10 protein-coding genes are annotated in these 12219 nt (G+C 72.3%); 5 read left to right on the forward strand and 5 right to left on the reverse strand.

Annotated elements, in window-relative coordinates:
* Nucleotides 1-186: 186 nt before the first annotated feature.
* The 5 genes from ASG51_RS15405 (at nt 187) to ASG51_RS15425 (ending at nt 7417) form a co-directional block, all read left to right on the forward strand.
* Nucleotides 187-1581: a M20/M25/M40 family metallo-hydrolase gene (locus ASG51_RS15405; protein WP_056276526.1), complete on the forward strand. Its 1395-nt coding sequence runs from the start codon at nt 187-189 to the stop codon at nt 1579-1581.
* Nucleotides 1582-1906: 325 nt separating this feature from the next.
* Entirely contained in the window at nt 1907-2614 is a 708-nt protein-coding gene (locus tag ASG51_RS15410; protein ID WP_056381750.1) for a hypothetical protein, read from the forward strand.
* Nucleotides 2611-4515, forward strand: coding sequence for a glycosyltransferase (locus ASG51_RS15415; RefSeq protein WP_056381753.1), 1905 nt, complete (start codon nt 2611-2613; stop codon nt 4513-4515). Before ASG51_RS15410 ends, ASG51_RS15415 begins: the two co-directional genes overlap by 4 nt.
* The gene (locus tag ASG51_RS15420) at nt 4512-6566 is read left to right on the forward strand and encodes a glycosyltransferase (RefSeq protein WP_056381755.1); all 2055 of its coding nucleotides are present in this window, start codon (nt 4512-4514) and stop codon (nt 6564-6566) included. Before ASG51_RS15415 ends, ASG51_RS15420 begins: the two co-directional genes overlap by 4 nt.
* Nucleotides 6563-7417: a hypothetical protein gene (locus tag ASG51_RS15425; protein ID WP_056381757.1), complete on the forward strand. Its 855-nt coding sequence runs from the start codon at nt 6563-6565 to the stop codon at nt 7415-7417. Before ASG51_RS15420 ends, ASG51_RS15425 begins: the two co-directional genes overlap by 4 nt.
* Nucleotides 7418-7444: 27 nt before the next feature.
* Here the strand turns inward: ASG51_RS15425 and bioD are convergent, their stop codons facing one another.
* From bioD to ASG51_RS15450, 5 genes are all read right to left on the reverse strand, one after another.
* The gene (bioD, locus tag ASG51_RS15430) at nt 7445-8143 is read right to left on the reverse strand and encodes a dethiobiotin synthase (RefSeq protein WP_056218295.1); all 699 of its coding nucleotides are present in this window, start codon (nt 8141-8143) and stop codon (nt 7445-7447) included.
* Complete coding sequence (locus tag ASG51_RS15435; protein ID WP_056176712.1) at nt 8140-8913, reverse strand: ferredoxin--NADP reductase; 774 nt, start codon at nt 8911-8913, stop codon at nt 8140-8142. The genes bioD and ASG51_RS15435 overlap by 4 nt, the downstream gene beginning before the upstream one ends.
* Before the next feature lie 146 nt (nt 8914-9059).
* Nucleotides 9060-9995 carry a ring-cleaving dioxygenase gene (locus ASG51_RS15440; protein WP_056381758.1) on the reverse strand — a complete coding sequence of 312 codons (936 nt, stop codon included), beginning with the start codon at nt 9993-9995 and terminating at the stop codon, nt 9060-9062.
* A gap of 103 nt (nt 9996-10098) precedes the next feature.
* Nucleotides 10099-10704, reverse strand: a complete 606-nt coding sequence (locus tag ASG51_RS15445; RefSeq protein ID WP_056381760.1) for a HupE/UreJ family protein — start codon at nt 10702-10704, stop codon at nt 10099-10101.
* 162 nt (nt 10705-10866) lie between these two features.
* The gene (locus tag ASG51_RS15450) at nt 10867-12165 is read right to left on the reverse strand and encodes a pitrilysin family protein (RefSeq protein WP_056276504.1); all 1299 of its coding nucleotides are present in this window, start codon (nt 12163-12165) and stop codon (nt 10867-10869) included.
* Nucleotides 12166-12219: the final 54 nt, after the last annotated feature.

Genomic DNA, 12219 nt, shown 5'->3' on the forward strand with positions numbered 1-12219 from the left:
CCGGGTTCACGTTTGACGAGAGCACCACTGCGCCGGTCGGTTTCAGCCGGAGACGTCTGCCGTCCGATGGCCGGCGCCGTCGCTCGGTCGAGGTTGCTGGGTCGAGGTTGCTTGGTCGAGGTTGCTTGGCCCAGCCGCCATGGGCTAACCCGGGAGCCGCCGCCCGCCTTCGCTCAAGGACGCCCGATGATCGCGCTCGCCCCCGTTCTCAACGACATCGACCGCGACCTCGACAGCGCCCTGGAGCGGCTCTTCGCCTTCCTGCGCATCCCCTCGATCTCCACCGATCCGGCCTTCGCCCCCCAGTGCCGCGAGGCCGCGACCTGGCTCGCCGGCACCCTGACGGCCCTGGGCTTCGAGACCGGCATCCACGAGACCGCCCTGCACCCGGTGGTGCTGGCCCATAAGCCGAAGCCCGGCTTCCCGCACGTGCTGTTCTACGGGCATTACGACGTGCAGCCGGTGGACCCCCTGACCCTCTGGGAGACGCCCCCCTTCGAGCCGCGCCTCGCCACCGACGCCGCCGGGAAGCGGACGATCGTCGGGCGCGGCGCCTCGGACGACAAGGGCCAGGTGATGACCTTCGTGGAGGCCTGCCGGGCCCATCTGGCGATGGCGGGCGAGCTCCCCTGCGGCGTCACCATCCTGGTCGAGGGCGCCGAGGAGAACGGCTCTCAAGGGTTGCCCGAATGGGTCGCGGCCAACCGCGACAAGCTCGGCGCCGACATCGTGCTCGTCTGCGACACCAGCATGTGGAATCCGACCACCCCGGCCATCACCACCTCCCTGCGCGGGCTGGCCTATTTCGAGGTCAAGGTGACCTGCGCCGACCGCGACCTGCATTCGGGCTTCTTCGGCGGCGCCGCGCGCAACCCGATCCACGTCCTGTCCAGGATCATCGCCGACCTGCACGACGCCGACGGAAAGGTGGCGCTGCCGGGCTTCTACGAGGGCGTGCGCGAGACGCCGCAGGCGGTGCTCGACCAGTGGCGCGGCCTCGACTTCACGGCGGACACGTTCCTCGGGCCCATCGGCCTGTCGGAGCCGGCCGGCGAGCGCGGCCGCATGCTGATCGAGCTGGTCCAGTCCCGCCCGGCCTGCGACGTCAACGGCATCATCGGCGGCTATACCGGCGAGGGCACCAAGACGGTGATCGCCGGCCAGGCCAGCGCCAAGGTCTCGTTCCGCCTCGTCGACGACCAGGACCCGGAGCAGCTCGCCCGCACCTTCGAGGCCTTCGTGCGCGAACGCATCCCGGCCGACTGCTCGGTGGAGGTGATCTGCTACAAGGGCAGCCGCGCCATCAGCCTGCCCTTCGACATGCCCGAACTCGAGACCGCCCGCGCGGCCCTGGCCGAGGAATGGGGCGTGCCCGCCGTGACCATCGGCGCCGGCGGCTCGATCCCGATCGTGGGCGACTTCAAGCGCCTCCTCGACCGCAACACGCTGCTGATCGGCTTCGGCCTCGACGACGACCGCATCCACTCGCCCAACGAGAAGTACGACCTGACCAGCTTCCACAAGGGCACCCGCTCCTGGGCCCGCATCCTGGCGGCCTTCGGCGGGCAGCGGGCCGGCTGAGCGGCCCCGTCGTCGCCCGTGGCGCGCGGCCTCGCACCCCGGAGCTTGGGTCGATCCTCGTGGGGACGCGCGTGACGCCGAGCCATCGACGACCGGGGCGAGACGCGAGGCGGCTCCCTCGCCGGGAAGGAGCGGGTTGGGGTGAGGTGTGTGCCCTTTCCGGACTGCGCACCCACCTCCCCCTGTCCCTCTCCCGACCGGCGTGGGGACCCGCGCAGCCCACGCCCCTGGCCGGCCGGCGAGCCCCGGCCGGGCGGGGAGGATCGGGTGACCGTCGACCGTTCGAAATCCGCGGACGCACGCTCCGCTCGAATCCCCAGGCCGCATGACCGCCACCCCTGCCCCTCCCAGTCCCAGCGCGGCTCGCCTGTTCGCGGCGGGCCAGGGCGTGCTCGTCTGCCGCTACCCGGTCGCCACCGACCTGCCGATCCCCCTCGCGGTCCTGGCGCCGGCCGGTCTCGGCCTCCTCACCTGGGCCTTCACCGGCTTCGGCGGCCCCGAGCCCGATCCCGCCGGGCTCCTCGTCCTGCATGACGGGCAGGCGGCCCTGACGGAGGGCGGCACCCTGACCCTGGAGACGCATTTTCGCGATGCGGCGATCGCCTGTCCGAAACCCCGGCCCGTGGCGGAGCTGGCCCGGCCCGAGCGCGCCGCCCTCGGGGAGGCGGTGCTGGCGGCCGTGATGCCGGACACCCTCGATGCCCTGGCGACGCTGTTTCCGCTGCTGGCCCCCGCCGTCGCGGAGGGTCCGATGCCCGAGACGGCGCCCCGCCTCGCCCTCGCGGGCGACGATGCGCGCCGGGCCACGCTCTCGGGCTCCACGGTGCCGAACTACCTGCTGCTGCGGGCCGGCAGCACCTGGAGCTGCGCCCGGGTGGCGACGGCCGAGCTCCGCTTCGGCCCGGCCCCCGCGATCGACCTCACCCTGGCGCCGGCCTGGGGCAACCCCCGCGGGGCGACCGTCGAGACCGCGTTCCTCCTCGGCCCCGGCACCGTCACGCCCGCCCGCCTCCGCCGCGAGGCCGGACGATGAGCGGCCCCGCGATCCTCGTGGTGGCGCCGATGCCGGCGTTTCCGACCAGCGCCGGCAACCGGCGCCGGCTGCTCACCACCTGCGCCGCCCTGCAGCGCGGCGGCTACGCGGTCGACCTCGCCTATTACGCCCACGAGGACCAGATCTATCGCCGCTTCGGGCAGCACCCGCCCACCGACGAGGCCGCGGCGGCGGGCCTGTTCCGGCACATCTTCCGGATCGAGCCGCCGGCGACCATCCCGCTCACCACCCGGTCGCGGTGCTTCGCCATCGACGACTGGTGCCCCGAGGCGGTCGGCGCCTTCGTCGCCTGGTACGGACGGGCCTACCCTGAGACCCGTGCGATCCTGATGAACTACGTGTTCCTGTCGCGGGCGCTGGAGGCGGCGCCGCCGGGCGTGCTCAAGCTCATCGACACCCACGACCGCTTCGCCGACCGGCAGCGGCAATACCGTCCGTTCCGGGCCGAGCCGAACTTCTTCTACACCGACCGGGCGGGCGAGGCGGCGGGCCTCGCCCGGGCCGACATCGTGCTGGCGATCCAGTCCGAGGAAGCGGCCTATTTCCGAACGATCACCGATCGCCGGGTTCACCTGCTGCCGCCGCGCTTTCCCGCCCGCCGGCCCTTCGCGGCCCCGGCCCGGGTCAAGCGGATCGGCTTCCTCGGCCACGGCAACGATCCGAACCTGGTCTCGATCCGGCGCTTCGCCGCGGCCTGGAGCGAGGACTGGACCCCGGCCCGTCCCGAACTCGTCATCGCGGGCGAGATCAGCAACAGCCTCGGCCCGACCGCAGGGCCCGGTGTGCGGCTCGCCGGTTACCTGCCGGAGCTGGAGGACTTCTACGACGGCGTCGACCTCGTGGTGGCGCCGATCCTCATGGGCAGCGGCCTGAAGATGAAGGTCGCCGAGGCCCTGTCCTTCGGCAAGCCCGTCATCGGCACCGCCCTCGGCTTCGAGGGCTTCGACCCCGTGGCGCCGGCCCACCGCCTGCCCACCGCCGAAGCGGTGAAGGCCGAGGTGCTCGCGCTGGCCGACGACGCGGCCGGCCTCGCCGCCCTCACCCGCGCCTGCGCGGATCTCTTTGCCGGCTATAACGCCCGCGCCGAGCAGGCCGAAACTGCTTTGCTGGCAATGCTCTCTGTTTCCGATGAGAAACCATCTGAGGCTGCCGCGTCTGTCGCCCCCGCCACCGCAAACGATCCCGATCGGGTGGTCACGTTCCTCGAGCGCGGACGCCTCACCCGCGAGACCTCCCTGCGGTCCGACCTGCGCGACGATCCCGAACGCGGCCTCCTGGTCGCCACCGAGCGCGTCGCCCCGCCCGGCGCCGATCCCTACACCCCCGCCCGCCGGCGCTGGTTCGCCAGGGCGGAGGAGGGCAAGACCGAGCGCAGACAGGACGAGGCCGGATCACCGGACGCCGGTTTGGCCGGGCTCCGGCTCGCCCTCTCGCCGGAATGGGTCCGCGACCGGCGCCTGCCCCCTCCCCTCCGGGCGGACCTCGCGGCGCAGCTGGCGGACGTCGCGGCGGACTGGGAAGCCCAGGCGGTCCGCGTCGGCACCGCCGGAGACGCGACGACCCTGGCCCTGACGCTGCCGCGTCACCTCGCATTCGGCACGCATCCCCACGCCGCCTTCCGGATCGGCACGCCGACGCGCGAGATCACGCTCGGACGTGTCACCCCTCTGAATACCAGCCGGATTCCGATGTATTCCAGCGCGTATATCAGCGCGTATACCAGCGCCCGCGCGGACCTCCCGGGCGCGCCGGCGGCCGTGACCTTCGCGGGGCTCGGAGCAGGCCCGAAGGCCTCCACGATCCTGTTCCTGCACGACGACCTCATCGGTCGCATCACGGTCCTGCCCGACCCCATCCCGAGCCCGGAGCCCCTTCCATGATGGCGGCCCCCGACATCCTCGACGCTCCGGCGGGCCGAAAGGCGGCCCTGGTCGAGGCCGCCCTGATCTGGAATGCGTTGTTTCTCAACGACATCCGCATCGCGTTCCGGCCGGAAGCCGCGCCCGTGATCTCGGTCGTGATCGTCTCGCGCGGGGCCCGGCACCTGCTGGCCTGGACCCTGGCGAAGCTCGCCGGGCACCAGGCCTTCGCCGGCCCCGCCTTCGAGGTGATCCTGGTCGACAACGCCTCCGATGCCGAGACCCGGACGCTCTTCGACCGGGTCGACGGCGCCCGGATCCTGCTCAATCCGGAGAACGCCGGCTTCGGCCCCGCCTGCAACCAGGGGGCCGCCGAGGCCCGCGGCCGCTACGTGCTGTTCCTGAATCCCGACATCGACCTGATGCCCGGCGCCCTGGCGGCCCTGGTCCGCACCTTCGCGGAGGCCGACGACGTCGGCATCGTCGGCGGGCGGCTGGTCTTCCCCGGGGGCATCCTGCAGGAGGCCGGGGCCGGCTTCCAGGACGACCCGCAGCTCACCCATCCGGCCGGCCGCGGCGGCCTCGATCCCTTCGCGCCGGAGGCCTCCTACGTCCGCGACGCGGGCTACGTCTCCGGGGCCCTGCTGATGATCGAGGCCCGGCTGTTCACCGAGCTCGGCGGCTTCGACGACCTGTTCGCGCCGGCCTATTTCGAGGACACCGACCTCTGCGCCCGCTGCCAGCAGGCGGGGCGGCGGGTCGTCTACCAGCCGCGTGCGATCGCGATCCACGTGGAGAGCGGCACCAGCGTCCGGCGCGCCGACGTCGAGGCGCTCCTCGACCGCAACCGGGTCCGCTTCCGCGAGCGGCACGGTGCCTGGCTCTTCGGGCAGGGGCCGCGGCGCACGGGCTTCGGGCCCCGCGACGACGCGCCCTTCGCCCTGCGCGTCCTCTACGTCGACGACCGCGCCCCCCATCAGGATCTCGGGGCCGGGCTGCCGCGGGCCAACACCATCGTCAACGCGATGGCGGATCTCGGCTACGCCGTGACGGTGTGCTCGGTCTACGGCGAGCGCGAGGAGCCGGCGACGACCTATCGGGATCTCTCGGACCGGATCGAAGTCATCGAGCCCTGCGGACGGGAGGGCTTCCGCTGCCTCGTCACCGAGCGGGCCGGAGCCTACGACGTGCTCTGGGTCAGCCGGCCGCCGCACATCCGCATGGTGTGCGAGGTCCTGGCGGATCTGGGCCTGAGCCCGCGGGATGTGGGCCGCGCCCGCGTGGTGTTCGATTCCGAATCCCTCTACGCCCTGCGCGAGTTCGTCGTCGACGCCCTCAAAGGCCGGCCGTCGCCGGGGCCGTCCCTTGCCCGGGCGACCGCCCTGGAGCTCCGGACGATCGCGGCGGCCGACCGGGTGGTCTGCGTCTCCCCGGCCGACGCGCGCCTGCTGCGCCGGGCCGGGGTCGCCGATCCGGTGGTCCTCGGCCACGTCCAGGCGCCCCATCCGAACCCGCCCGGATTCGCCGCCCGCCGGGGTTTCGTCTTCATCGGGTCCCTCGCCCGCGAGGGGGAGCCGAACATCGATTCGCTCGACTGGTTCTTCGGGCAGGCCTGGGACTTCCTGCGGGCGCTCCTGCCGGACGCCCACGTCACCATCATCGGTGCGGTCGCGCCCTCCATCGCCGAGCGGCTGACCCGGCCCGGCGTCACCGTGCTCGGCCGCCTCGACGAGATCGGCCCCGCCCTGGATGCCGCCCGCGTCGCCCTCGCGCCGACGCGCTTCGCCGCCGGCCTTCCGCACAAGGTGCTGGAGACCGTGGCGCGCGGCCTGCCGAGCGTCGTCACCCCCGTCCTGGCCGGGCAGATGGGCTGGCCCGACGGCACCGGATACCGGGTCCACGACTGGCACGATCCCCGGGGCTTCGCCGAGACGCTGGCGCATCTCCACGCGGACGCGGCGGCGTGGACGCAGGTGCAGTGCGCCGGCCTCGCCCAGGTCGGCCGCGACGAGGACCCCGCGGCCTACCGCGCCATCCTGCGCCAGGTGTGCGAGGCGCCGACCTTCCCATGACACGCAGCCCGACGTTCCACGCCGTCCGCCTCGCCACGCCCCTGATCCGCCGGGTGATCCTCGGCCGCGTGCCCCGCCTGTTCGATGCGGCCTATTACCGGGCGACCAACCCGGACGTGGCCCGCTCCGGCATCGACCCGTTCCTGCACTACGTCTGGCGCGGCGCCGCTCAGGACCGCGATCCGAGCGCCGATTTCGACACCGCTTTCTACAAGCGCCAGAGCGGCCCGACGCGCCTCGACCCGGTGCGGCACTACCTGCGGGCGGGGGCGAAGGCCGGCCTCGACCCGAATCCCGCCTTCAGCACCCTGATGTACGTGGCCCGCTACCCCGATGTCGGGCTGGCCGGGGTCAACCCCCTGGTGCATTACCGCCAGGACGGGCGGGCGGAGGGCCGCGTCACAGCCCCGTCCGCCTCGCAGCCGGAGGAATGGGTGCCCTTCCAGGGGGTCCGCGAGACCCATCGCTGGACCTATCCGGCCCAAGCCTCGCCCCGCTTCGCCCTGACCCTGCGGCGTGACGTGCCGGTCTCGGCCTGCCCCAGCTTCCTGCCCCGGCTCTGCCTCGTGCTGACCCTCGACGGAAGCGAGATCGACGGCCTGGTCCAGAGCTTCGACGCCTTCCCGGGCTCGGCCGCCGACGCGCTCACCCTCGCGGTCGACACCACCCTGCGCCCCCATCCGCCCCGCCCCACCCTGGTCCTCGCCCTGGATCAGTGCTTCCACGGGCCGGGCCCCGGGGGCGCGGTGCTGCTGCGCTACGCGGAGGCGCGGATCTGGGACGTGCTGCTGGAGCGCCCGCACGTGCTGCGGCTCTGCCCGGCCGGCGCGCTCGCGCTTCGGGTGCTGTGAGGCGCCCCCGGTGCGGGGGACGGGCGTTCAGGCGGCGGAGACCGGGCGCACCAGATCGGCGAGGTCGACCGGGCAGTCCCCGTCGCGGGCGATGACGATCACCGGGACGGCCTGGTGCCGGGCGATCGCCGCCGCCACGACCTCGGGCGGAGTCGGCGCGTCCGGGCTGGCGCAGACGACGATCCCGATCAGGGGGACGCCGTGCGCGTGCAGGGTCTCGGCCGCCGTAAGGGCATGGCTGATCGCGCCGAGATAGGAGCCGGAGACGAGGAGCGCCGGCAGGCGGAGCGCCGTGAGCCAGTCGAGGCCGGTCGCCTCCCCTGTCACCGGGCTCATGACGCCGCCGACCCCCTCGATCAGCAGGGTGCCGCCGGGCGGTGTCGCGGCGATCGCGGCCCGGCACCAGCCGACGAGGTCGTCGAGGGCCAGGGTCCGGCCCTCGCGGGCGGCGGCGAGATCGGGGCTCAGGGGGGCGACGAAGCGCCAGGGCGAGCAGGCGGCGACCGTCTCCGGCGTCACGGCCAGGCCCTGCGCCGCGAGAAGCCGCCCGGTGTCGCTCTGCGCGAAGTCCGCGGCATCGAGGGGCGGGACCCCGCTCGCCAGGGGCTTGAGGGTCCGCACGTCGCGGCCCAGGGCGCGCAGCCGCCGCGTCAGGGCGGCGGTGACGTAGGTCTTGCCGATCTCTGTCCCGGCGCCGGCGATGAAGACGGCGCGCGTGCCGCTCACTTCTCGACGAAGGCCTTCTCGATGACGTAGTGCCCGGCCTCGCCGTGGTTGCCCTCCTCGTAGCCGCCATCGGTCAGCAGCTGGCGAGTGTCACGGATCATGTCGGGCGAGCCGCAGAGCATGAAGCGGTCATTCTCCACCGACATCGGCGGAAGGCCGATATCCTCGAACAGCTTGCCCGAGGTCATCAGGTCGGTGATGCGGCCACGGTTGCGGAAAGGCTCGCGGGTCACGGTCGGGTAGTAGATCAGCCCGGCGCTGATCACCTCGCCGAGGAACTCGTGGTTCGGCAGGTCCTGGGTGATGGTCTCGCCGTAGGCGAGCTCCTGCACCTGCCGGCAGCCATGGACGAGGACGACCTTCTCGAAACGCTCGTAGGTCTCCGGGTCCTTGATGATCGACATGAAGGGCGCCAGGCCCGTGCCGGTGCCGAGGAGGTAGAGGTTCTTGCCCGGCATCAAATTGTCGAGCACCAGGGTGCCGGTGGGCTTCTTGCCGACGATGATCGGGTCGCCGACCTTGAGGTGCTGCAGCTTCGAGGTGAGCGGGCCGTTCGGGACCTTGATCGAGAAGAATTCCAGCTCCTCCTCGTAATTGGCCGAGACGACGCTGTAGGCGCGCAGGAGCGGCCGGCCCTCGACCTCGAGGCCCATCATCACGAACTCGCCGTTGCGAAAGCGGAAAGCGGGATCGCGGGTGGTGCGGAAGGAGAACAGCGTGTCGGTCCAGTGGTGGACGCTCAGCACACGCTCCTCGTTGAACTTGCTCATCGACGGTCCGTCTCGAATTTCGCTCGAATCTCGAAGCTTTGCGTGGCGTCTTCTCGCACCTGCGGTAGGCCCGTCAAGGCGGCGCGCTTACGCAGTCGCACGTCGGCACAGTGGCTTGGAATCGTTCTTAATTCTGCCGCGGCGCGTCAGAGCGGCTTCAGGCCGGCCTCGATCTCGACGCGGCGGGGTTCGAGGAAGGGCGGCAGGGCGAGGCGCTCGCCCAGGGTCTCCATGGGCTCGTCGGTGGCGAAGCCCGGCCCGTCGGTGGCGATCTCGAACAGGATTCCGTTGGGTTCGCGGAAGTACAGGCTGCGGAAATAGTAGCGGTCGACCGGGCCGCTGGAGGGCATACGGCGCTGTTTGAGCCGGTCGGCCCAGGCAGCGTAGTCGGTGTCCGGGATGCGGAAGGCGACGTGGTGGACGGCTCCGGCGCCCTGACGCGCAGAGGGGAGGTTCGGCTCGGCCACGAGATGGAGTTCGGCAGCGGGGCCACCCGCGCCCATGCGATAGACGCGGACCTCGCCCTCGGGAAGCTCATAGTTCCGGTCGTGATTCAGGCCGAGGATCTCGGTGAGCACGGCCTCGGTCCGCTCGATCTGCGCCACGCTGAGCCGGATCGGCCCGAGGCCGCGAATCTGGTGCTCGCCTGGCACGGGACTCCGCGCCCAGGGATGGGCCTCGCCGACGCCGCCGTCATCCACCAGCATCAGGCGCTGGCCCTCGCCATCCTCGAAATCGAGGGTCAGGCGCCCGTCGCGCTCCACCGGCACGGCGTGGTTCACGCCCTGCCGGGCGAGATGCTCGCGCCACCACCCGATCGCGTCTGCGCCGGAGACGCGCAGGCCGGTGCGGCTGATGCTGTCGGTGCCGCGTCGCTCCGGCGGCGCAGGCCAGTCGAAGAACGTGATGTCGGTGCCGGGCGAGGCGCGGCCGTCGGCGTAGAACAGGTGATAGGCCGAGACGTCGTCCTGGTTCACCGTCTTCTTCACCAATCGGAGGCCGAGGACCCGTGTGTAGAAGGCGAGATTGTCGGCCGCCTGCGCGGTGATGGCGGTGAGATGGTGGATTCCGGTGAGTTGCATCGGCGGATCCCTGAGCGGCGGGCTGACCTGTCGGATGGGGCGACCGACCCGAAAACGAAACGGCCCCCGGGAGGGGGCCGTTCGACGACGTCGGAGGGGGCGCTCAGACGGCGCTGGCGAGAAGGCCGAGGCCCGCAACCGCGAGGGCCGCACCGGTCACCCGCAGGGCGGTGAGACTCTGCACGAGCCGTCCGGCCGAGAGGCCGAGACCGAGGCCCACCGCGTGCAAGAGGGCGGTCGCCCCGAGGAAGCCGAGACCGTAGGCGAGGCCCGAGCCGGTCTCCGGCATCTCGGCGCCGTGGGCATGGCCATGGAACACCGCGAAGGCGCCCACGAGGGCCATGGCGGCAGCGAGCGGCAGGGCCGGGCGCAGGGCCAGGGCGGCGCCGAGCACCACCACCGAGAGGGCGATCCCGATCTCGACGAAGGGCAGCCCGATGCTGGCGACCCCGAGGGCGCCGCCGACGGCCATCATGCCGAGGAAGGACAGGGGGACGAGGACGCGGGCGCGTCCGCCGATGCGGGCCGCGATCAGACCCACCGCCACCATGGCGAGGACGTGGTCGAGGCCGCTGAGGGGATGGAGGAAGCCCTGCGTCAAGCCGGCGGCGGGCTCGTGGCCGGGATGGGCCAGGGCCGGCGTCGCGGCGAGGCCCATCGCCGTCACAAGGGCGAGGCGGGCCGGCAGGGAGGCGAGGCGTGATGTCATCCGGACTGTCCCGAGCTTGAAAACCAGCGGTGCAGCATCGTCGCCGCCTTGGCGGAAACTAGCAACCGCCGTGCCCGCGTACAGTCCCTAGCGACCGCAGCCGGGCGCGGCGGTTCGTCCACGGGCCCCGGAAACCCGGACGCCCCGAACGTTCGTGATCCGTCAGAAGTCCGTGGGACGGCCGGCGGCGACCACCAGCATCTTCCCGTCCGCGAAGGTACGGGCCCCGGCGCGGCGGATGTCGGCCTGGGTCACGTTGGCCACGAGATCGTTGCGACGGGCGATGTAGTCCATGCCCAGGCCCTCGAAGGCAATCTGCACGAGCTGGTGCGCGATCTTGGTCGAGGTGTCGAAGCCCAGCGCGTAGGAGCCGGTCAGGTAGTCCTTGGCCTTCTGCAGCTCCTCGTCCGAGGGGCCGTCCGTGATGAGGCGGCCGATCTCCTCGCCGATCACCGACAGGGCCTCACCGACGCGCTCGTTCTTGGTGGCGGTGTAGCCCCAGGTCATCGAGGCGGCGCGGTGGCTGACGAGGGACGTGCCCACCGAATAGGCGAGGCCGCGCTTCTCGCGCACCTCCTGGAACAGGCGGGAGGTGAAGGAGCCGCCGCCCAGGATGTGATTCAGGACATAGGCCGGGATGAAGTCGGGATCGCACCACGGCACGCCGTTCATGCCGAAGCGGATCACGGATTGCGGCACGTCGAGATCGACTACGTGGCGCGCGCCGATGTTCTGCATGCGGGTCTGGGGCACCGCCTTGAGAGGGGCAGCCATCTCGAGCCGGCCGAACGCCCGGTCAAGGCTCTCCGCCAGGCGCGCGGCGTCGATGGCGCCCACCGCGGCGACCTTGACGGCCCCGCGGCCGATGATCTGGCGATGCATCGTCACGAGATCGTCGCGGGTGATCGCCGCGATGCTCTCGGGCGTGCCGGAGGACGGACGGGCATAGGGATGCCCGGCATAGGCCTCGGCGAAGAAGCGGCGCGAGGCCATCACGCCCGGATCGTTCTGCTGATAGCGCAGGCCGGCCAGGGTCTGGGCCCGGACCCGCTCGATGGCGTCGGGATCGAGGCGGGGCTTGGCCAGGGCCAGGGCCAGGAGGTCGATCGCCTCGTCGGCGTGCTTGACCAGCATCTTGAGGGAGCCGCCCAGCGCATCGGAGCCGGCATGGAAGGAGAGCTCGATGGCCCGGGCCGCGAGGCGCTCCTGGAACGCGTCGGAGGAGAGGTCGCCGGCCCCCTCGTCGAGGAGGCGGGCGAGCATCTGGGCCACGCCGGCCTTGCCCTCGGGGTCCTGCGCCGCGCCGCCCTCGAAGGTGAAGGCGAGGGCGATCAGCGGCACCACCGGGGATTCGACGTGCCACGCCTCGATTCCGGGGGCCGCCGCGACAGGAACCGCCTGGGTCGGCGAGGTCGCGGAGCGGGTGGCGGAGTCGAGCAGGTCGGTGGTGGCCACGTTCATGGGAACCTCATGCTGTGCGCGGGGCGCGGCGGCGGGCGCCGCGGCCTCCCGAAT

This window comes from Methylobacterium sp. Leaf465, assembly GCF_001424705.1.
Lineage (GTDB): Bacteria > Pseudomonadota > Alphaproteobacteria > Rhizobiales > Beijerinckiaceae > Methylobacterium.

What these genes read in the sequence shown, in the direction of transcription:
- ASG51_RS15425 (WP_056381757.1), top strand. Translation starts at nt 6,563, where the DNA reads ATGACACGCAGCCCGACGTTCCACGCCGTCCGCCTCGCCACGCCCCTG.
- ASG51_RS15450 (WP_056276504.1), bottom strand. Translation starts at nt 12,165, where the DNA reads ATGAACGTGGCCACCACCGACCTGCTCGACTCCGCCACCCGCTCCGCG.
- ASG51_RS15405 (WP_056276526.1), top strand. Translation starts at nt 187, where the DNA reads ATGATCGCGCTCGCCCCCGTTCTCAACGACATCGACCGCGACCTCGAC.
- ASG51_RS15410 (WP_056381750.1), top strand. Translation starts at nt 1,907, where the DNA reads ATGACCGCCACCCCTGCCCCTCCCAGTCCCAGCGCGGCTCGCCTGTTC.
- ASG51_RS15415 (WP_056381753.1), top strand. Translation starts at nt 2,611, where the DNA reads ATGAGCGGCCCCGCGATCCTCGTGGTGGCGCCGATGCCGGCGTTTCCG.
- ASG51_RS15435 (WP_056176712.1), bottom strand. Translation starts at nt 8,913, where the DNA reads ATGAGCAAGTTCAACGAGGAGCGTGTGCTGAGCGTCCACCACTGGACC.
- ASG51_RS15440 (WP_056381758.1), bottom strand. Translation starts at nt 9,995, where the DNA reads ATGCAACTCACCGGAATCCACCATCTCACCGCCATCACCGCGCAGGCG.
- ASG51_RS15445 (WP_056381760.1), bottom strand. Translation starts at nt 10,704, where the DNA reads ATGACATCACGCCTCGCCTCCCTGCCGGCCCGCCTCGCCCTTGTGACG.
- ASG51_RS15420 (WP_056381755.1), top strand. Translation starts at nt 4,512, where the DNA reads ATGATGGCGGCCCCCGACATCCTCGACGCTCCGGCGGGCCGAAAGGCG.